At 63.7% G+C, this 19,719-nt stretch carries 17 protein-coding genes and 1 riboswitch; of the genes, 10 read left to right on the top strand and 7 right to left on the bottom strand.

Translation table 11 applies throughout. The annotated features are described in order from the left end of the window. Positions 1-89: 89 nt before the first annotated feature. Positions 90-830, top strand: a complete 741-nt coding sequence (locus J2X35_RS13725) for a thioredoxin family protein (RefSeq protein WP_310186222.1) — start codon at positions 90-92, stop codon at positions 828-830. A 75-nt stretch (positions 831-905) separates the two neighbouring features. Further along, positions 906-1,637, top strand: a complete 732-nt coding sequence (locus J2X35_RS13720) for an SGNH/GDSL hydrolase family protein (RefSeq protein ID WP_310186220.1) — start codon at positions 906-908, stop codon at positions 1,635-1,637. A 1-nt stretch (position 1,638) separates the two neighbouring features. Here J2X35_RS13720 and J2X35_RS13715 read toward each other — a convergent pair whose 3' ends face one another. Further along, positions 1,639-1,803, bottom strand: a complete 165-nt coding sequence (locus J2X35_RS13715; protein ID WP_156459846.1) for a hypothetical protein — start codon at positions 1,801-1,803, stop codon at positions 1,639-1,641. Between the two features lie 169 nt (positions 1,804-1,972). Between J2X35_RS13715 and J2X35_RS13710 the strand changes: the two genes are divergently transcribed. The 6 genes from J2X35_RS13710 (at position 1,973) to J2X35_RS13685 (ending at position 10,850) form a co-directional block, all read left to right on the top strand. After that, positions 1,973-3,880, top strand: a complete 1,908-nt coding sequence (locus J2X35_RS13710) for a propionyl-CoA synthetase (protein ID WP_310186217.1) — start codon at positions 1,973-1,975, stop codon at positions 3,878-3,880. 698 nt (positions 3,881-4,578) lie between these two features. Beyond that, a complete protein-coding gene (locus J2X35_RS13705) occupies positions 4,579-7,893 on the top strand; it encodes a helicase-related protein (RefSeq protein ID WP_310186214.1) in 3,315 nt (1,104 codons plus the stop codon). A gap of 15 nt (positions 7,894-7,908) precedes the next feature. Next, the gene (locus J2X35_RS13700) at positions 7,909-8,295 is read left to right on the top strand and encodes an RNA-binding S4 domain-containing protein (RefSeq protein WP_056112690.1); all 387 of its coding nucleotides are present in this window, start codon (positions 7,909-7,911) and stop codon (positions 8,293-8,295) included. A gap of 138 nt (positions 8,296-8,433) precedes the next feature. Beyond that, a complete protein-coding gene (gene fdxA, locus J2X35_RS13695) occupies positions 8,434-8,772 on the top strand; it encodes a ferredoxin FdxA (protein WP_056112693.1) in 339 nt (112 codons plus the stop codon). Positions 8,773-9,128: 356 nt separating this feature from the next. Beyond that, complete coding sequence (locus tag J2X35_RS13690) at positions 9,129-9,713, top strand: CarD family transcriptional regulator (RefSeq protein ID WP_082542472.1); 585 nt, start codon at positions 9,129-9,131, stop codon at positions 9,711-9,713. A gap of 279 nt (positions 9,714-9,992) precedes the next feature. Further along, positions 9,993-10,850 carry an RNA polymerase factor sigma-32 gene (locus J2X35_RS13685; RefSeq protein ID WP_310186208.1) on the top strand — a complete coding sequence of 286 codons (858 nt, stop codon included), beginning with the start codon at positions 9,993-9,995 and terminating at the stop codon, positions 10,848-10,850. Positions 10,851-10,894: 44 nt separating this feature from the next. On the opposite strand, the gene J2X35_RS13680 is transcribed toward J2X35_RS13685, so the two are convergent. The 6 genes from J2X35_RS13680 to thiB all read right to left on the bottom strand — a co-directional run bounded on the left by J2X35_RS13680 (position 10,895) and on the right by thiB (position 16,983). Next, positions 10,895-11,329 carry a DUF1801 domain-containing protein gene (locus J2X35_RS13680; protein WP_310186205.1) on the bottom strand — a complete coding sequence of 145 codons (435 nt, stop codon included), beginning with the start codon at positions 11,327-11,329 and terminating at the stop codon, positions 10,895-10,897. Positions 11,330-11,377: 48 nt separating this feature from the next. Continuing rightward, positions 11,378-11,896, bottom strand: coding sequence for a DUF1801 domain-containing protein (locus tag J2X35_RS13675; RefSeq protein ID WP_405023226.1), 519 nt, complete (start codon positions 11,894-11,896; stop codon positions 11,378-11,380). A gap of 76 nt (positions 11,897-11,972) precedes the next feature. Beyond that, positions 11,973-13,415 (bottom strand): M48 family metalloprotease, encoded by a 1,443-nt coding sequence (locus J2X35_RS13670; RefSeq protein ID WP_405023235.1) that lies wholly within the window; start codon positions 13,413-13,415, stop codon positions 11,973-11,975. 189 nt (positions 13,416-13,604) lie between these two features. Further along, positions 13,605-14,372, bottom strand: a complete 768-nt coding sequence (thiQ, locus tag J2X35_RS13665) for a thiamine ABC transporter ATP-binding protein (protein ID WP_310186202.1) — start codon at positions 14,370-14,372, stop codon at positions 13,605-13,607. Continuing rightward, a complete protein-coding gene (gene thiP / locus J2X35_RS13660; protein WP_310186200.1) occupies positions 14,369-16,000 on the bottom strand; it encodes a thiamine/thiamine pyrophosphate ABC transporter permease in 1,632 nt (543 codons plus the stop codon). The genes thiQ and thiP overlap by 4 nt, the downstream gene beginning before the upstream one ends. Then, positions 15,976-16,983, bottom strand: coding sequence for a thiamine ABC transporter substrate binding subunit (thiB, locus tag J2X35_RS13655; protein ID WP_310186197.1), 1,008 nt, complete (start codon positions 16,981-16,983; stop codon positions 15,976-15,978). Before thiB ends, thiP begins: the two co-directional genes overlap by 25 nt. A gap of 38 nt (positions 16,984-17,021) precedes the next feature. Next, positions 17,022-17,137: riboswitch (TPP riboswitch) on the bottom strand. 118 nt (positions 17,138-17,255) lie between these two features. On the opposite strand from thiB, the gene J2X35_RS13650 reads away from it, so the two are divergent. Together J2X35_RS13650 and J2X35_RS13645 are read left to right on the top strand one after the other, a co-directional pair. Continuing rightward, positions 17,256-17,894 (top strand): thiamine diphosphokinase, encoded by a 639-nt coding sequence (locus J2X35_RS13650; RefSeq protein WP_310186195.1) that lies wholly within the window; start codon positions 17,256-17,258, stop codon positions 17,892-17,894. An 8-nt stretch (positions 17,895-17,902) separates the two neighbouring features. Next, the gene (locus tag J2X35_RS13645) at positions 17,903-19,717 is read left to right on the top strand and encodes an ABC-F family ATP-binding cassette domain-containing protein (RefSeq protein ID WP_310186192.1); all 1,815 of its coding nucleotides are present in this window, start codon (positions 17,903-17,905) and stop codon (positions 19,715-19,717) included. Positions 19,718-19,719: the final 2 nt, after the last annotated feature.

Genomic DNA, 19,719 nt, shown 5'->3' with positions numbered 1-19,719 from the left:
TTTCATGACTGAGCCGCAAAAAGTTTGCGGTTACCTGTCGCAAACCGCCTTTGCCGAACGTCCTTTGCTTGTCAGCAAAGGAGCAGACCATGTCGAAGAACAGGATCGTGCCGCGCGAGGAATGGTTCCGCGCCCACGAAAAGCACCTCGCCCGCGAGAAGGAACTGACTCGCCTGCGCGAAAAGATCGCCGCCGAGCGTCGCGAACTGCCGTGGCTGAAGATCAGGAAGGACTATGTCTTCGAGACCGAGCGCGGACCGGAACATTTGGCCGACCTGTTCAACGGCAAGAGCCAGCTCATCGTCTATCATTTCATGTTCGGCCCCGGCGCCGACTATCGCTGCGAGGGCTGTTCGTTCCTGGCCGACCACATCGACGGCGCCGACCAGCATCTCAGGCATCATGACGTTTCCCTGAAAGTGGTGGCGCGCGCGCCGCTGGCCGAATTTCTTCCCTACAAGCTGCGCATGGGCTGGAAGTTCGACTGGGTGTCGTCCTACGCCAGCGATTTCAATTTCGACATGCAGGTCTCCTTCACCGAAAAGCAGATTGCTGAAGGCGATACCAGCTACAATTTCCAGAAGCGTACGCTGACTTCGCGCGACCTGCCCGGCGCCAGCGTTTTCTACAAGGATGCGGCCGGCAACATCTTCCTGACCTTCATCACGCGCGCCCGCGGCGGTGAACCGCTGATAACGACCTACGACTATCTCGACATGACGCCCAAGGGCCGACAGGAAAACGGTCCCTACGGCGGGCTGATGGACTGGGTTCGCCTGCATGATGAATACCGGCACGCCGATGAACACGGTACAAACTGTTGCCAATGACGTGACGGCAGGAGTTCACCTGCCAGGAATGATGCGCTAAGCCTTTTGACGTCGCTCTCGTCAAAGCCTTGGCCCATGTCCCGTCTCGCCGCCCTCGCCACCTGGCTCGCCTTCCCCGTCTATATCTGGCAGGGGATGGGCGTTCGCCGGCGCACGACGCGCATGGTGCCTGCGACCGGCCCGGTCATCCACGATATCGAAGGCAGCGAGCCGGCCATCGCCTTGCTGGTTCTCGGCGATTCCTCGGCTGCCTCGGTCGGCATCGGCCGCTCGGAGGACGGGCTCGCGCACCAGATCGCGCTGCAGATCGCCGAACGGACCGGCAGGGCGGTGCGGTGGCGGGCCGCGGGGTTCAACTCGGCCACGTCAGCGCAGATACGTCAGGACGTGCTCCCCAATCTGGCGCCCGACCCGTGGACGCATATCGTGCTGACCATCGGCACCAACGACACCAAGAATTTTCACTCCGTGCCCCGCTTCAAGAAGGATTTCGGCGGCCTTCTTTACGGCCTTCGCGCCAAGTGGCCGCAGGCTCGCATTGTCTGGTCACCCGTACTCGAATTCACCCGCGCGCCGGCCATGCCCGATTGGCTGGGCCGGATACTGGAAGTGCGGGCTCGCGAGATGAACCGGATGGGCGAGCGTCTCTGCAATGAACGCGGCGCGATTGCCCTGCCGCGCCTGCCGATCATCGATCCCGAGGCGGGCTTCGCCAGCGACGGCTTCCACGCTTCCGAACTTGGCTACCGGGCATGGGCGGAACACATGCTGCCCGGCGTGCTGGGCGGAGAGGAAGCCGCGATCTGAGTCAGGGGCTCCAGTGTCCCAGCAGACCGGCGAGCGATGTCGCCGCCAGCGCCAGCACCGCCAGCTTCCAGAAATCGGCGCGGCGCTTCAAGCCCGGCCAGCCGAGCGGCTTGATGATCTGGATCGCCATCAGCGCGATAATCACGAGCGCGAGAAATTTGGTCATGCCGTTTCGGATGTCCGGTCGCTCGTTTCGAGCGGATACTTGAGCCAGATGCCTTTGAGCAGGTGTGCCGGCCCACGTCAAAGCCGAATGAAGTCCGTCCTTAGTCAGATGGACGGGACGCAGGCCTTAACGCTAGAACTGGCTGAAAACATATCTGGGAGGATAGGTGTTGGCGTCACGGTATCACGAGATCTACGACGGCTGGAAACGCGATCCGGAAGCGTTCTGGGCCGACGCTACCCAGGCGATCGACTGGTATCGCCCGGCCGACACGATCTTCGATCCGGCCGGCGGCGTCTACGGCCGCTGGTTCACTGGCGCCACCTGCAATACCTGCTTCAATGCCGTCGATCGACATGTCGACGGCGGCCGCGCCGATCAGCTCGCGCTGATTCACGACAGCGCCATGACCGGCAAGGTACAAAAATTCACCTTCGCCGAACTCAAGCGCGAGGTTGTGGCGCTGGCCTCCGTGCTGCGTAACCAGGGCGTCCAGAAAGGCGACCGGGTCATCCTCTACATGCCAATGGTGCCGGAAGCAGCGATTGCCATGCTCGCCTGCGCGCGGCTTGGCGCAGTGCATTCGGTCGTGTTCGGCGGCTTTGCCGCGCGCGAACTCGCCACCCGCATCGACGATGCCCGTCCGAAGGTGATCGTCTCGGCGTCCTGCGGTCTCGAACCCGGCCGGGTCGTGCCCTACAAGCCGCTGCTCGACGGCGCCATCGAACTGTCGCGGCACAAGCCGGACCGCTGCATCATTCTCCAGCGCGACGAACTGCGCTGCGAACTGATTGACGGCCGCGATCTGGACTATGCCGATGCCGTGGCGCGCGAGCGGGCCGCCGGCGCCAATGTCGACTGCGTGCCCGTCGCCGCCACCGACCCGCTCTACGTGCTCTATACCTCCGGCACCACCGGCCAGCCGAAGGGCGTGGTGCGGGACAATGGCGGCCATATGGTCATGCTGAAATGGTCGATGGAGAACGAGTTCGGCGTCAAGCCCGGCGAGGTGTTCTGGGCCGCGTCGGATGTCGGCTGGGTGGTCGGCCATTCCTACATCGTCTATGCGCCGCTGTTGCATGGCTGCACCACCGTCATGTTCGAAGGCAAGCCTGTCGGCACGCCCGATGCCGGTACATTCTGGCGCGTCATCGCCGACCATGGCGTCGTCGCGCTCTTCACCGCGCCGACAGCGTTTCGCGCCATCAAGGGGCAGGACCCAAGGGGCGAGTTCGTGCCGAAATACGATCTGTCGAAGTTCCGCACCCTGTTCCTCGCCGGCGAGCGCGCCGATCCGGAAACGGTCAAATGGGCCGAGCAGAAGCTTGGCGTGCCGGTGATCGACCACTGGTGGCAGACCGAAACCGGCGCGCCCATCACCCAGAATCCGGTCGGCCTCGGCATGCTGCCGGTGAAATACGGTTCGCCCGGCGTGCCGATGCCCGGTTACGACATCCGCGTGCTGGACGATGCCGGCCATGAGGTGCCGCGCGACACGCTCGGCAATGTCGTTCTTAAGCTGCCTTTGCCACCCGGCTGCCTGCCCACCCTCTGGAACGCCGACAGACGCTTCCGGCAGGCCTACCTCGACGAATTCCCCGGCTACTACAAGACCGCCGACGCCGGCATCGTCGACGAGGACGGCTATCTCTTCGTCATGGCGCGCACTGACGACATCATCAATGTCGCCGGCCACAGGCTTTCGACCGGAGCGATGGAAGAGGTGCTGGCCGAGCATCCCGATGTCGCCGAATGCGCGGTGATCGGCATCGCCGACGCCATGAAGGGGCAGGTGCCGCTCGGCTTCGTCGTCCTCAACGCCGGCGTCTCACGCGAGCACGCGGAGATCGAGAGAGAGGCCGTGCGGCTCGTGCGCGACCGCATCGGCCCGGTCGCGGCCTTCAAGACCGTGGTGACGATCAAGCGCCTGCCGAAAACCCGCTCCGGCAAGATCCTGCGCGGCACCATGCAGAAGATCGCCGACCGCGAAGACTGGACCATGCCGGCCACCATCGACGATCCGGCGATCCTCGAAGAGATCGCCGCCGCGCTCGGGACGAGGAACATCGGCAGCTAGGTCAGGACCCGGTTGGCTTGCCTGCGTCCCAGTTCGGCACGCAAAGGTTAAGGCCCAACCTCGTATGGCCCTGAAAGCAGGACTGTCACCTGTGAATCGTCGGTGGATAAGCTGTGGAAAACACAAGATGTTGCGGTGAACAAACCATGAAAATCGAGCCATCTCTGATTCGTCGCTGATTCGTTCCGCCTTTGATCGAAATGTTAATTCAAACCAGGCCAAAACCACCCAAGGCGTTAAAACCGGTTAGGAAATATTAGCAATTTCATAATGTTGGCAGACCTCGCTCAACTCCAATCCATTCGGATTTCGGATTTCGCCGGCAAAAGTTAACGACGAGACCTCCGGCAGGCAAAATCGCCGCTGGAGCGATTCAGCATGTGGTGCCCATCCTACCGTGCCAATCCACATTTAGCCGTGAACAGACCATGAATCGGGCCGAGTCAGCGATTCGTCGCTGATTCGTTCCAGACTCGTTCCATATCTTAATTTCGGCGCCGAGAACGATGCCAGACAGCAGCCTTGCCGCCTTTCGGGCAACATTCTGCTTTCACCTGGTCCAGTCAGACCCTATGTGTCGAAAGCAGTTTCAGGAAAAATGCGCAGGGTATCGTCGAGAATTGCATCCCTCAGCCGCCAGGCTGTGCATTCCAGACGACCACGGTCAGATCACGGGCGAGAAAAGTCCTCCCACACTGATGAACATCCAGCCGAAAACGAATGAACCGCTGATCCTCTCCGGGCGCGACGTCACCGCCGTGTTGGGGCCGACCAACACCGGCAAGACACATCTGGCGATCGAGCGGATGGTCGCCCACGAAAGCGGCGTCATCGGACTTCCGCTGCGCCTGCTGGCGCGCGAGGTCTATGCGCGGCTGTGCGAGAAGGTCGGCGCCCACAAGGTGTCGCTGATCACCGGCGAGGAAAAGATCCAGCCGGTCGGCGCCAAATATTCCGTCTGTACGGTCGAAGCCATGCCGCGCGAAACCGATGCCGCTTTCGTGGCCATCGACGAGGTGCAGTTGGCTGGCGACCTCGAACGCGGCCACATCTTCACCGACCGCATCCTGCACCTGCGCGGCCGCCAGGAAACCCTGCTGCTCGGCGCGGCGACCATGCACGGCATTCTGCAGCGGCTCTTGAAAGGCGTGTCGGTGGTGACGCGGCCGCGTCTTTCGCATCTCGCCTATTCAGGCTCCAAGAAGCTGACGCGCCTGCCGCGCCGCACAGCCATCGTCGCTTTCTCGGCCGACGAAGTGTACGCCATTGCCGAACTGATCCGCCGCCAGCAGGGCGGCGCCGCCGTCGTGCTCGGCGCGCTGTCGCCACGCACCCGCAATGCCCAGGTGGCGCTCTATCAGTCGGGCGATGTCGATTATCTGATCGCCACAGACGCCATCGGAATGGGCCTGAACCTCGACGTCGACCACGTCGCGTTCGCCCAGAACCGCAAGTTCGACGGCTACCAGTACCGCCAGCTCACCGCCGCCGAACTCGGCCAGATCGCCGGGCGCGCCGGACGCCATCTGCGTGATGGCACCTTCGGCGTCACCGGCAAGGTCGATCCTTTCGAGGATGACCTGATCCACAAGCTCGAAAGCCATGAGTTCGAGCCGGTGAAGGTCTTGCAGTGGCGCACCGCGAACTTCGATTTCACCAGCCTGGATGCCTTGAAGCGCTCGATCGAAACCAACGCCCCGGTCGAAGGCCTGACGCGGGCGCTGCCGGCGGTGGATGCGCAGGCGCTCGAATTTCTTTCCAAGGATAGCGAAATCCGCGCCCTCGCCACCGGCCTTGAGCGCGTCTCGCTGCTATGGGAAGCCTGCGCCCTGCCCGACTACCGCAAGATCGCACCGGCCCAGCATGCCGACCTCATCGCCTCGATCTATATGGACCTCGCCAGGCACGGCCATGTCGACGAGACATACATGGCCGAGCAGGTTCGCCGCGCCGATACGACCGAAGGCGATATCGATACGCTGTCGCACCGCATCGCCCAGATCCGCACCTGGACCTTCGTCTCCAACCGGCCTGGATGGCTTGCCGATCAGACACATTGGCAGCAAAAGACCCGAGAAATCGAAGACAGATTGTCGGATGCCCTGCATGAACGGTTGACGAAACGCTTCGTAGACCGCAGGACTTCCGTCCTTATGCGGCGCCTGAGAGAAAATACGATGCCCGAAGCGGAAATAGACGCGACCGGAACCGTGCTGGTCGAAGGCCATCACGTTGGAGAATTGCAGGGTTTTCGCTTTACGGCCGACCAGAGCGCCGGCGGCGAGGATGCCAAGGCGGTGCGCACCGCCGCGCAGAAGGCGCTGGCGGCCGAGTTCGAAGCGCGGGCCGAACGGTTCGCCGCCTCCGGCAACAACGACATAGCCCTGGGGTCGGACGGCGTGCTGCGCTGGATCGGCGCACCGGTGGGCACGCTGGTCGCCGGCGAGGACATGCTCAAGCCGCGCCTGGTGCTGCTGGCCGACGAGCAGTTGACCGGCCCGGCGCGCGACAAGGTTGCGGTCCGTGCCGAGCGCTTCGTCAATTTCCAGATCGAGACGCTGCTCAAGCCCCTGGTCGATCTGCGCGACGCTGAACAGCTTTCCGGCATTGCCCGCGGCATCGCTTTTCAGCTCGTCGAGCATCTCGGCCTCATCAATCGACGCGACATCGCCGAGGAGATGAAATCGCTGGAGCAGGATGGCCGAGCGGCGCTGCGCCGCCTGGGCGTGCGCTTCGGCGCCTACCATGTCTTCGTGCCGACGCTGATCAAGCCGGCGCCTGCCGGGCTTGTTACGCTGCTTTGGGCGCTGAAGAACGACGGCAAGGACAAGCCCGGCTTCGGCGATGTCGTCCATGCGCTGGCTTCCGGCAGGACATCCGCGGTCATCGATCCGGCTTTCGAGAAAACCTTTTACAAGCTTGCCGGTTACCGCAATCTCGGCCGCCGCGCCGTGCGCGTCGATATCCTCGAACGTCTTGCCGATCTGATCCGGCCTGCGACGAGCTGGAAGCCGGGCGTCGGGCCTCGTCCGGAAGGCGCTTATGACGGCAGCGCTTTCATGGTGACGCCGCCGATGATGTCGATCCTCGGCGCCACCGCCGATGACATGGAGGAAGTTCTCAAGGGGCTTGGCTATCGATCGGAGGCGAAACCCGCGGCCGACGTGAAGGCCCGGCTGGACGCCATCGATGCCGCGGCCAGGGAAGCGGCGGAAGCCAAGGCGGCGGAGACAGCGGCAAAGGGGGAAGCTGCCGCAGAAGCTGGCGAAGCCCAGGCAACTGACCCCAACGCCCCGGAAACGGCTGCCGGGCCGGCTGAAACGGTGACTCCAACAGCGTCCGAAGAAGCTGTGTCCGAGCAGGACACTCCCGACAATGCGAGATCGGAAGAGGAGCCCACCCCGGTTGAGGTGGCTGCCGGCGAACCTTCCACAGCCAGCGCTGAGCCGCCGGTTGAGGCGGCGGAAACTCCGGTCGCGCAAGAGGCCCCTTCGGAATCTGTCGCCGCCGAGTCCGCTGCTCCGGAAAGCGCAACCACCGAACCGGTGGCTAAGGCGGAAACTGCCGAGACGCAGCCTGCGACCGAAGGCGCGGAAATCGAGGAGCCCAAGCCCGTCCTCTTGTGGCGACAGGTACGGTTCGACCGGCATCGCGCCGGCCATCGTCACGACCAGCGCCAGCGCGGCAACCGCGCCAGCCAGGGACAGCCTGCCGGCGAGCAGACCGTCCCTGCCGGCGAACGCCCGGCCAACCGCGAGCGCTTCGGGCGGGACCGCTTCAAGGGCAAGCCCGGCGAAAGGCCGCAAGGGGAAAGGTCACCAGGCGAGCGGCAGGACCGGCGCGACCGCCCCGACTGGAACAAGGGCGGCAAGGATAGTCGCCGCGATGGCAATGGCGGCCCGCAAGGCAAGCCGGCGTTCCGCGACAAACCGCGCGAGGAGCGCCCGGCACGCGTCGATCCGGATTCTCCCTTCGCCAAGCTCGCCGCCCTGCGCGACCAGCTCAAGAAGTAGGACGCCGTCGATTCGATGGTCGCAGCGGGACGGCAGCGCATCGACAAATGGCTGTTTTTCGCCCGCGCTGTGAAATCGCGCTCTCTCGCCGCCAAGCTCGTCGTGGCGGGACGAGTTCGCATCAACGGCGACAAGGCGGAACAGGCCTCCGACACGGTCAAGCCGGGCGACGTGCTGACCATCACGCTCGATCGGCGTATCCTGATCTGGAAGATCGTCGACAACGGTCTTCGGCGCGGGCCGGCAGAAGAGGCGCGCAGCCTTTACGAAGACCTGTCTCCGCAGGAGACCATGGCCAAAACGACCTTGCCGACCGCGCTGGTTCCTGTGCGCGAGGCAGGCAGCGGCCGCCCCACCAAGAAACAGCGTCGCCAGACCGACAGGCTTTTCGACAACAATTGACCCCGCTCCGGCAAGGAAAGAAAAAACGTTTCCTCCAGCGGCCAGCAGCCGGCATGGCTGACCCTTGCAAGCGCTCGGCAAAGGCGTTACTCACCGCTCAAAAGACTTAGAAAGACGGGGCGTTCCCGGAGCCAATTGATGACTTATGTCGTTACCGACAATTGCATAAAATGCAAATACATGGACTGCGTCGAGGTTTGTCCGGTCGATTGCTTCTACGAAGGCGAGAACATGCTCGTCATCCATCCGGATGAATGCATCGACTGTGGCGTTTGCGAGCCGGAATGCCCCGCTGACGCTATCAAGGCGGACACCGAAAGCGGCCTCGACAAATGGCTGCAGGTCAACGCCGAATACGCCGAAAAGTGGCCGAACATTGCCGTCAAGAGGGAAGCGCCCGACGACGCCAAGCAGTTTGACGGCCAGACGGAAAAGTTCGAAAAATACTTTTCCCCCGAACCCGGCCAAGGCGACTGAAGCCTGACCGCATGGACCGGCGCTTACGGGACGAAATGTCATGGCTGCATTAACCGCCTTGACAGGGCGTCCCTTCGCGTATGCAGCAAATTGTTGATTCTTCCGACTTTTTGTGCTACACATCCCGGACATGCCGGTGACACAACGTCGATTGATGGCGCGAACGCCCTAATCACTGAAAGGTGAAATCTCCACTCCGGACCAGAGAAATCTGGGCCCGGCAACGCAGTTCGCGTTTGCCGTTTGGCTTGTCCGGCTGGTTTCACCTGTTGTGCGGCAGAGGCAGGGCCTTGTCGGCTCGCCGTTTGGGTTAGGCCGGCATCCGCCGGCGGCAAAATTAAGGAGTCCAGGGCGTAATGGCAACGATGACCCCCCCGAAGAAGAGCGCGACAACCGGGCGTCACGGCTTCAAGACCGGTGAATATATCGTCTATCCGGCGCATGGCGTCGGCCAGATTGTCTCCATCGACGAGCAGGAAGTTGCCGGGCACAAGCTGGAACTGTTCGTGATCGACTTCCAGAAGGACAAGATGCGCCTCAAGGTTCCGGTCGCCAAGGCGACCTCGATCGGCATGCGCAAGCTCAGCGAGACTGACTATGTCGATCGCGCGCTCAAGGTTGTTCAGGGCCGCGCCCGCGTCAAGCGCACCATGTGGTCGCGCCGCGCGCAGGAATATGACGCCAAGATCAATTCGGGCGACCTTATTTCCATTTCCGAAGTCGTCCGCGATCTCTATCGCGCCGACAACCAGCCGGAGCAGTCCTATTCCGAACGGCAGCTCTACGAAGCCGCGCTCGACCGTATGGCGCGTGAAATCGCCGCGGTGAACCGCATGTCGGAAACCGAGGCGGTGCGCCTTATCGAGGTCAACCTCAACAAGGGTCCCAAGCGCGGCGCCAAGGCCGACAATGAGGAATCCGAGCAGGAAGAGGCCGCGTAAGCAGCGCCTTCCATTTGAATGTCTAAAGCCCGGCCTTGCGCCGGGCTTTTCTTTTTCGTCGGCCTGGATTTGGCTTTTTCATACCAGCGCGACCAATAGCTGCCGGCCCATCCATTCGGCTCTTCCGCTGAAAAGTGCATTTATTTTCAGGCATCGGCGCGGCCGGTACGGAACAATCGCCCTCCCCGCCTCGTTATACGCCCGTCCTAGGGCGCCGCGGCAACGTTTCAAGACCGTCGCGGAACGGTTCAGGTTCCTGAAATCAGGCGGAGAAATCGGATGATGGAAGACAGTGCCGGACGTGCATTCATCCGCACCGCCATGAAGGCTCCTTATCTGGAACGCGAGGAGGAACATCAGCTCGCCGTCCGCTGGAAGGAGAACCAAGACCAGCATGCGCTGCACCAGATCACGCTGTCGCATATGCGTCTGGTCATCGCCATGGCGGCCAAGTTCCGTCACTTCGGATTGCCCGTTGGCGATCTCATCCAGGAAGGCCATGTCGGCCTGCTTGAAGCGGCTTGCCGTTTCGAGCCGGAACGCGAGGTCCGGTTTTCGACTTACGCTACCTGGTGGATTCGCGCATCGATGCAGGACTACATCCTGCGCAACTGGTCCATCGTTCGCGGCGGCACGTCTTCGGCGCAAAAAGCCCTGTTCTTCAACCTGCGGCGTCTCCGCGCCCGCCTTGCCACCGGGTCCGAACCGCTTTCCAACGAAACACTCTATCGCGAGATTTCCGCCGCCCTCGGCGTCTCTGAAACCGATGTGGCGATGATGGATTCCCGGCTGTCGGCGCCCGACAGTTCGCTCAACGCGCCGCTCACCGACGACAACGGCGCGGCCGAGCGCATGGATTTCCTTGTCGCCGACGATCCGCTGCCGGACGAGGTTGTCGGCGACACCATCGATGTCGAGCGCCGCACCGGTTGGCTGAAATCTGCGCTGGGTGCGCTGAACGCGCGCGAGCTGCAGATCATCGAGGAACGGCGTCTCACCGATGAAGGCGCTACGCTGGAGCAACTGGGCGCTACGCTCGGTATCTCCAAGGAACGGGTGCGCCAAATCGAAGCCCGGGCGATGGAAAAGCTCAAGGTGGCGCTGGTCCGGCAGAATCCGGAATTTCTGGCTGCCTGAGCCAGATCGGGCGGCACGTTTTCCAGTGCAGGCGTATGACCGGCTCAACCGCCGGAAGAAGCCTGCTTTTGTTTCTTCCGGGCGCGCGTCGAGGCGTTCAGAGCCACGGCGCTGCGAATGAGCGCCATGAGCGCCTTTTCGTCGATCTCTTCACCCTTTGATATGTCGATGGCGCGCCTGGTGTTGCCGTCGAGACTGGAGTTGAACAGGCCTGATGGGTCGTCCAGCGACGCGCCCTTGGCGAAGGTCAGCTTCACCACAGCCTTGTAGGTTTCGCCGGTGCAGATGATCCCGTCATGCTCCCACACCGGAACCCCGCGCCACTTCCATTCCTCGACCACTTCCGGGTCGGCCTTCTGGATGAGCTTTCGCACACGGGCGAGCGTCTCGCCACGCCAGTCGCTTAACTCCTTGATCTTCCCGTCGATCCGCTGCGAGGGGGATATTTCCTCGTCGCTCCGCGACCCACTTTTCTTCACGTTCGATCTCCCTTTCCCGTCATTTTGTGCCGGGCGGTTAGGCCTCGTTCACATTTTCTCGCCGGGCAATTTGCTGGCCTGCTTCACCCATGCGGTGAATCGGGATTCATCGAGCGCGTCACCCTCATGGATATGAAAATACCGGACGTCCTTCTGCCTGGAAGCGACCGGCGGGACGGGATCGAGCGCAGCGCCACGGAAGAAAGCCACCTTGATGTATTTGTCGAAAACATGAAAGCTGAGGAACGAGTGCTGGTCCTCCATTCCATAAAATGGCGAGTTCCATTTGACCGCCTTTTGGACGTCCGCAACGGTTTTCACGATGAGCGCGTCGAGGCGGCGCCCGACCTCGCGTTTCCAACCCGGCATGGCCGCGATATAGGCCTGCACCGGCGCGTCGCCGTGGCCTTTCGCGATCTGCGGATTGCCGCCGGAGAGACGGACCGGCTGGCCAGCCTTGGCCGGTTGCGGTTTTGCCACGCCCGGTTTTCGCGCTGTTACGCTGCCTTTGGCAGCAGCCGATTTGTCTTCTGCCTTCCCGGCAATGGTTTTGGAGGTGGTGGGCATTGCGTTCACCCCGCTGTTCAACCGCCCAAGGATAGTCGATCGAAGGCATCGACTCAAACTTGCAGCTGACCGTGCTCTAGCGGTCGGTGACGATCTTGACCTTGTCGCCGCTCGACACGCTTGCTCCCGGCGCCATCGCATTCAGCACGCGGAAGAGATCGAGCTTGCGATCGACACCGACCATCTGGGCCGCGAGCGAGCCCATGGTCTGGCCCGGCTGCACAGTGACGATGCGGATGCGCAACGGCTTCAGCGCCGCCTTTTCGGAAGGGCTCAGGACGCGGAATGAGGTGCTGACCGAACGCGCCACCGGATCGAGCGCCGTGCTGGCGGCTGGCGCAGCGGTGAGCAGGCGATAAACCTGCCCGCCGGCGCGGATGACAGTGATATCGAACTGCCAGCCGTCGGCGCGGGCCGTGGCGAAGGCCGCCTCGTTACCGTTGATGGTTTCCGGCCGAACGCTGGCCTCATCCAGCCCGGCTACCCAACCGCTGCGGATGTAGTCCGGCAGGGACTTGCCCTTGTCGATCGACACCCCGTCGAACCGCACGGCGATGTCGCCCGGTCCTGTCGCGGTAACGGCCGCGGCGGTGTTGTCGATGACGAAGCCTTCCGGCACGGCGAACGAGACGCCAAGCCCCGGATGCATGAAGACATTGCCCCGCACATAGCCTTCTTCGGGCGTGTCGCCGTACAACAGCCCGTCTATGCCGGCCAGATAGGAATCGCGGTCGCGCGTCCCGACCCCCGGCTGGCCGAAATTGCGCGCGTGGCGCTGCGCCAGTTCGATGCGCTGCGGGGTGTTCGGATGCGTCGCCAGGAAATCCAGGCTGGCGTCGGTCGCGCCGCTGATCGAGCGGAAATCTGTGTAGGCCGACATCGACTGCAGGAAGCGCCCGGCCGCGTAGGGATCATACCCCGCCTCGCCCACCGACTTGATGCCGACGGCATCGGCCTCCAGCTCCTGGTTGCGCGAAAACTGCGCCATCCTGAGCTTGCCGCGGATCAGCGCCGCCTTGGCGGCGGGATTGTCGCCCAGAACGTCTGAAACGACCTTCGTCGCCAGGACCTCCTCGGCCTCCTTCTGCTGCCGCTGCAGTCCATGATTGGCCGTCACATGGCCCATTTCGTGGGCGATAACGGCGGCCAGCTCGGACGAGTCGTTGGCCAGCGCCAGCAGGCCGCGGGTGATGTAGAGATAGCCGCCCGGCAGCGCGAAGGCGTTCACGTTGGGCGAGTTCAGGATGGTGATGCGGTAGTTCTGCGTCGGATTGGCCGAGACCGTCGTCAGGCTGCCGACGACCTTCGCCACCATGCGTTCGAGCTTCGGGTCCGAATACTCGCCGCCATAAGTCGCCAGGATACGCGGATGCTGCGCCCTTGCCAGCTCGGCCAGCTTGTTGTTGGCGGTGACATTGTCGACCGTGACCGGCTTGTTCGACGGCTGGAAGCCCGATTCCTGCACCGAATCGGGCATGATCGACTGGCAGGCAGCCAGCGACAGGCCTACCGCGGCCATGGCAATGCCGCGCGCCCACGCCTTGGCTCGCTTCTTCAATCTCAGCATGTCGGGGCCGGTCGTCAGATCGGCATTCCTTTCGGCTACAGGCTAGGCAAATCAGGCCGCACCGGTCTGTGCGGAACTAGCCATAGTCACTGGTCATTGGCAAGCAAACGCCCCGCTCGCAAGGCCCGGTGTGAGCGTAAATTATGTCGGCTTCCGGGCAACATGCCGTGATTGAGCCACTGGCGTCTTCGCGCCCATATAGCGCCGGAACGCTTCGGGTCCAGTCCTGGCGAAGAATTTCTCGATCGGACCGCTGGCAGCAACCTTGCCGTCTTCCAGAAACAGCATGGCGCTGGCGATCCGCCGCGCGTCGTCGGGCTGATGCGTGACGAACAGCACCGTCATGCCGCGCTCGGCATGCAATGCAGTCACAAGCTCCAGCATGTCGGTGCGCAGCGCCGGGCCAAGCGAGGCGAAGGGCTCGTCCAGCAAAAGCACCGGCCGGTCACGCACCAGGACGCGTGCAAGCGCGACCCGCTGGCGCTCGCCGCCGGACAATTCGCGCGGCAGGCGCTTCTCCTTGCCGGCCAGACCGGCGCGGCCGAGCGCCTCGGCCACCGCCGCGCGATCATCCGGCGTCAGCCGCAACGACGCCGAACGGCCGAGGCCGACATTCTGCTCGACGCTGAGGTGCGCGAACAGATTGTTCTCCTGGAAGACCATCGAGACCGGACGCATGGCGGGCGAACTGCCGGTCACATCCGTTTCATCGATCAGCACCTTGCCGGCGTCCGGCGTCTCGAAACCGGCGACCAGATTGAGCAGGGTGGACTTGCCCGAGCCGCTGGGCCCCATGATCGCCGTGATCTTGCCCGGTTCGAACATCGCGTCGAATGAAAACGTCACGTCGCCATAGCCGAACGTCACCTTGTCGAGGCTGACCGATGCGGCCTTCTGCACGGCGTTCATACTTCACGTCCCTTTCCGAGCCGATCGGCGGCCAGCACCAGCGCCAGGCAGGCGAGGCCGAGCAGAAGCGCCAAACCGGCCGCGTCGGCGGTACGGTAGCTGCCCATGCGCGCCAGCAGAAGATAGGGCAGCGTCTGCACGGAATCGCTGCCGAAAAGCGCGATCACGCCGAGGTCGCCCAGCGACAGCGCCATGGCGAAGGAGAATGCCGTTGCCAGCGGCCGGCGCAATGGAGGCCAGTCGATCAGCCGCAGGCGGGTCCAGCCAGCTACGCCGAGTTGCGCGCAAAGCCGCTCATGCCGTTCGCTCGCCGCATCGTAGGCCGGCCGGAGCGCGCGCAGGGCGAAAGGCATTGCCATCATCGCATTCACCGCCACCACCATCACAGGCGCGATCGCGAAGACATCGGCGACATGGCGCAGCAGCACGAACCATCCGGCGCCGAGCACGATGGGCGGCACCACCAGCACGAAGGCCGGACCGGTATCGGACAACAGCTCCAGCACAGACCGCCGCTCGCTGCGCCGTCGAATCGCCAGCGCCCTGCGCGCCATGACGAGCGACAGCGAGATCGCCACCGACAGGGCAGCCGAAAGGCAAGCCAGCACGAGACTGGTCATGGTTGCCTGCCTCACCGCCGCCTCGCCGGCAAGCCGGCCGAGATCGGCGCCAAGACCGGCCATCACGGTCGCCGCCATCGGGCCGGCGACGAAGGCGAGCGCCAGCAGGATGAGCACAGCGTTCAGCACCGTTTCGAGGTTGCCGGCCGACAGATAGCGGCGCGGCGCCACTGGCAGGTTGGCGTCACCCGTCATGCTGGCGCCAAGCCGCGCCAACGCACCGACCACCAGTACCGTCAGCCCGATCTGGATCAGCGTCAGCGACACCGCGCGGGCCGGATCGAAATCGAACCGCAGCGCCTGGTAGATGGCGACTTCCAGCGTCGAGGCGGCAGGGCCGCCGCCCAATGTCAGCACGATGGTGAAGGAGGTGATGCACAGCATGAAGACCAGCCCCGCGACTCCCGGCAGCGCAGCCCGCAGCGCCGGCCATTCGATCAGCCGGAATGTGGCCGGGGCCCGCATGCCCAGCTGGCTGGAAAGCCGCCACTGATCTGAGGGAACGGCCTGCAGCGCTTCGAGGAAAAGGCGCGTGGCGAGAGGCAGGTTGAAGAAGACATGCGCCACCAGAATGCCGGAAAGGCCATAGATGCCGGGCCAATTCTGGCCCCCCACGCTCAGCAGATCGGCGAAATAGCCGGCGCGCCCATACAGCGCCAGCACGCCGAGCGCCGCGACGATCGCCGGCAGCGCCAGCGGCAGGGCGAACAATTGCAGGATGAGCGTGCGGCCGAAGAACACCGGATGACGCGACAGCGCCCGCGCCACGAACAACGCTGGCGCGACCGACAGCAATGTCGACAACGCCGCCTGCCACAGCGTGAAGCGCGCGATACGAAACAGATAGCCGTCGAACGCGGCCGCCGCACCGGCGAGGTTTCCGGCGCCTTCCACGATCAACCCGGCGAACGCGCCGCCGACCAAGATGGCGATGAGGCCCAGCGTAAGGACGCCGGCGGTGATGCGGGTGTCGGGCGCGGCCTTCACCGGCTCATCACGGCCAGCCATTCATCCACCCAGTCTTTACGGTTCTTCGCCACCTCGTCGGCACTGAAGACCAGGCTCTTTGCCGGCTTGACCAGCCTGTCGAAAGCCGGATCGAGCGGCTTGTCCATTTTGCCGGCCGGAAACATCCAGTTGGTTTCCGGAATGGCATCCTGGAAACCCGGCCCGGTCATGAAGGCCATGAACTTTTCCGCCAGCGGGTTCTTCGCGCCCGTCGTGGTGATGCCGGCGACCTCGACCTGCAGATAATGCCCCTCGCTGAACGAAGCGGCCTGGTAGCGCTCGGTCTTCTCGGAAATCATGTGATAGGCCGGCGAGGTCGTGTAGGACAGCACCATCGGCGCTTCGCCCTTGGTGAACAGCCCGTACGCTTCGCTCCATCCCGGCGTCACCGTCAGCACCCTGCCCTTGAGCTTGGCCCAGGCGTCCGCCGCCTTGTCGCCATAGACCGCCTTGACCCAAAGCACCAGGCCGAGGCCGGGCGTGGAGGTGCGCGGATCCTGGATGACGATCTTCTGGCCTGGATCGCCCTCGACCAGTTCCTTCAGGCTTTGCGGCGGGGTCTTCAGTTTCTCCGTGTCGTAGACGACGGCGAAATAGCCGTAGTCGAACGGCACGAAAGTGTCGTCACTCCAGCCTCCGGGTACATCGACATCGGAAACCGGCCCATGGGGCACGAAGAGGCCCGTCGCCTTGGCGTCGGCGGTCAGATTGGTGTCGAGCCCCAGCACGATATCGGCCTTGGTGGACGCGCCTTCCAGCTTCACGCGGTTGAGCAACGCCACGCCGTCGGCAACGGAGACGAATGAAACCTCGCAATCGCAACTCGCCTCGAAATTCTTCTTCACCAGCGGGCCGGGACCCCATTCGGCGGTGAAGCTCTCATAGGTGTAGACGGTGAGCTTGTCCTTGGCGGCAGCCGGGGCGGCGGCGGCAAGGGTCGCAAGTGCGAATGCGGTGAAACCAACGAAACCAGTGATGCGCATCGGCGCCTCCTTCATTCGATTGACAGGGGAAGCGGCGCCTTTGGCTAGCGTCTAAATCCCTCCGCCGGTGCAAGCCGGATCAGGTTCGACGGGTTGGTTCGAAAACCTCTCAGCAGCCGCAAAAAGATTGCGGTCGGCACCCCGTTAGAGCGATGTGAGACATAGTGCGGCTTCAACTGCCGATCAAGCGGAAGTTCCGACACTTGCCGCCGGCAGGCGTCTTGCGCGTTAAGGCTTCCGCTCTGGTGCAGGCCCTGATAGAGGCCTCGGCCATGAGCCTTTTCACAATCCTGCTCGGCGGCGAGCTTGTCGCCACGCCACGGTTGCGCCGCCAGATCGCCGGCACGCGGGTGATCGCCGCCGACGCAGGGATCGCCCACGCAACTATGCTGGATGTGCTGCCCGAACTCTGGGTCGGCGACTTCGATTCCGTTCCGGCAAACTTGCCGACCGAACTCGCCAAAGTTCCGCGCCAGACCTTTCCGCCGGAAAAGGACATGACTGACGGCGAACTGGCCGTCGCGGTCGCCCGCGAGCGCGGCGCTACCGCACTGGTGCTGGCGGGCGCTTTTGGCGGCCCTCGCGCCGACCACGCCTTCCTGCATCTCACCTTGGCGCTCCGGCTGGCGGAGATGGGTGTCGGCGTGATCCTGAGCAGCGGTGCGCAGGAAGGCATTCCCCTTCTGCCGGGCAGCGCCGGCTACGACTACGACGACGAGACGCTGTTTTCCATCCTCGGCTTCTCCGATCTCGATGGCCTGACCGTCACCGGCGCGAAATGGCCACTGACCAGTGTAGAGGTGCCGTTCGGTTCGTCGCTGACGATCTCCAACCAGGTCAAGGGAAAGCTCGAAATCGGCCTTGCGCAAGGCCGCGCAATGCTTCTCGTCCATCCCTATCCGGAATTCTGAAAGCAATCATGGCTCCGCCGCTCCTCAACCTCGCCGGCATACGCTTGACCTTCGGTGGCGCGCCACTGCTTGACGGCGCCGACCTGACGGCGTCCGCCGGCGACAAGATCGCGCTGGTCGGCCGCAATGGTTCCGGCAAATCGACCCTGCTGAAAATTGCCGCGGGACTGGTCGAAGCGCAGGATGGTGAGCTTTTTCGCCAGCCCACCGCGACCATCCGCTACCTGCCGCAAATGCCGGACATGGAAGGTTTCAACTCGGTTCGCGCCTATGTCGAAAGCGGCCTCGGACCCGCTGACGATCCGCATCGCGCCACTTATCTGATGGAGCATCTCGGCCTCACCGGTGAAGAGAACCCAGCCGATCTCTCTGGCGGCGAGGCGCGCCGCGCGGCACTCGCCCGCGTCATGGCCCCGGAACCCGACATTCTGCTGCTCGACGAGCCGACAAACCATCTCGACCTTTCGGTCATCGAATGGCTGGAGGAGGAGCTTGCGCGCACGTCGTCAGCGCTGATCCTCATCTCGCACGACCGCCGCTTCCTCGAACGGGTGACGCGCGCCACGGTGTGGCTGGATCGCGGCCAGACACGCCGCCTCGACAAAGGCTTCTCCCATTTCGAGGAATGGCGGGACCAGGTGCTGGAAGAAGAAGAGCGCGACCAGCACAAGCTCGGCCGACAGATCGTGCGCGAGGAGCATTGGCTGCGCTACGGCGTGACGGCCCGCCGCAAGCGCAACATGCGCAGGCTCGGCGACCTGCAGGCGATGCGCCAGCGTTTCCGCACCCATCGCGGCGCCGAGGGCAATGCGACGCTTGTCGCCAGCGACGCCGCCGAATCCGGCAAGCTGGTGATCGAGGCCAAGGCTATAGAAAAAAGCTTCGGTGACCTGACGGTGGTGAAAGGTTTTTCGACCCGCATCCAGCGCGGCGACCGTGTCGGGCTGGTCGGCCCGAACGGCGCCGGCAAAACGACGCTGCTGAAAATGCTGACCGGAGAGTTGGCTCCCGACGCCGGCAGGGTGCGGCTCGGCGTCAATCTCGAGATCGCCACGCTCGACCAGAAACGCGAGGCGGTCGATCCGGCCGAAACGCTGGCACACTACCTGACAGACGGTCGCGGCGAGAACCTTGTCGTCAATGGCGAGCAGCGCCACGTCGTCTCCTACATGAAGGAGTTCCTGTTCAAGCCGGAACAGGCGCGCACGCCGGTGCGCGAACTGTCCGGCGGCGAACGGGCTCGCCTTATCCTGGCGCGAGTACTGGCAAGGCCGGCCAATCTTCTGGTGCTGGACGAGCCTACCAACGACCTCGACATGGAGACGCTGGAGCTGCTGCAGGAACTGGTCGCCGGTTTCGCCGGCACGGTGTTGCTGGTCAGCCACGACCGCGATTTCCTCGACCGCACGGTCACCTCCATCATCGCCCCCGATGCCGAGGGACGGTGGATCGAATATGCCGGCGGCTATTCCGACATGCTGGCGCAGCGCGGCGGCAAGAGGCTGGACGACCGCAAACGACAGCGGACGGATGCCAATCCCCCATCCCCCTCTTCGCAAAAGCCGCAGGCCGCACCCAGGGCTGCAAGCAAACTGTCATTCAAGCAGAAATTCGCGCTGGAATCGCTGCCGAAGAAGATCGAGGCGGTGAACGCGTCGATCGCGCGGCTGGAAAACAACATCGCCGATCCCGCCTACTACGAGCGTGACCCGGGCGGCTTCCAGAAGACCATTGCCGCGCTGGACAAGGAGCGCCTCGCCCTCGCCGCGCTCGAGGAGGAGTGGCTGGAGCTCGAGATGCTGCGCGAGGAACTGGAGGGCTAGGA

Source organism: Mesorhizobium sp. BE184 (assembly GCF_031457045.1).
Lineage (GTDB): Bacteria > Pseudomonadota > Alphaproteobacteria > Rhizobiales > Rhizobiaceae > Mesorhizobium.
Note: the sequence above shows the minus strand (reverse complement) of the source record. Positions and strands in the feature narration are given on the sequence as shown.

Excerpts from the sequence above, each read along its gene's own strand:
- J2X35_RS13715 (WP_156459846.1), bottom strand. The coding sequence starts at position 1,803 with ATGACCAAATTTCTCGCGCTCGTGATTATCGCGCTGATGGCGATCCAG.
- J2X35_RS13700 (WP_056112690.1), top strand. The coding sequence starts at position 7,909 with ATGGTCGCAGCGGGACGGCAGCGCATCGACAAATGGCTGTTTTTCGCC.
- J2X35_RS13645 (WP_310186192.1), top strand. The coding sequence starts at position 17,903 with ATGGCTCCGCCGCTCCTCAACCTCGCCGGCATACGCTTGACCTTCGGT.
- J2X35_RS13705 (WP_310186214.1), top strand. The coding sequence starts at position 4,579 with ATGAACATCCAGCCGAAAACGAATGAACCGCTGATCCTCTCCGGGCGC.
- J2X35_RS13725 (WP_310186222.1), top strand. The coding sequence starts at position 90 with ATGTCGAAGAACAGGATCGTGCCGCGCGAGGAATGGTTCCGCGCCCAC.
- J2X35_RS13650 (WP_310186195.1), top strand. The coding sequence starts at position 17,256 with ATGAGCCTTTTCACAATCCTGCTCGGCGGCGAGCTTGTCGCCACGCCA.
- J2X35_RS13670 (WP_405023235.1), bottom strand. The coding sequence starts at position 13,415 with ATGGCCGCGGTAGGCCTGTCGCTGGCTGCCTGCCAGTCGATCATGCCC.
- thiP (WP_310186200.1), bottom strand. The coding sequence starts at position 16,000 with ATGGCTGGCCGTGATGAGCCGGTGAAGGCCGCGCCCGACACCCGCATC.
- J2X35_RS13690 (WP_082542472.1), top strand. The coding sequence starts at position 9,129 with ATGGCAACGATGACCCCCCCGAAGAAGAGCGCGACAACCGGGCGTCAC.
- fdxA (WP_056112693.1), top strand. The coding sequence starts at position 8,434 with ATGACTTATGTCGTTACCGACAATTGCATAAAATGCAAATACATGGAC.
- J2X35_RS13685 (WP_310186208.1), top strand. The coding sequence starts at position 9,993 with ATGATGGAAGACAGTGCCGGACGTGCATTCATCCGCACCGCCATGAAG.
- thiQ (WP_310186202.1), bottom strand. The coding sequence starts at position 14,372 with ATGAACGCCGTGCAGAAGGCCGCATCGGTCAGCCTCGACAAGGTGACG.
- thiB (WP_310186197.1), bottom strand. The coding sequence starts at position 16,983 with ATGCGCATCACTGGTTTCGTTGGTTTCACCGCATTCGCACTTGCGACC.
- J2X35_RS13720 (WP_310186220.1), top strand. The coding sequence starts at position 906 with ATGTCCCGTCTCGCCGCCCTCGCCACCTGGCTCGCCTTCCCCGTCTAT.
- J2X35_RS13675 (WP_405023226.1), bottom strand. The coding sequence starts at position 11,896 with ATGCCCACCACCTCCAAAACCATTGCCGGGAAGGCAGAAGACAAATCG.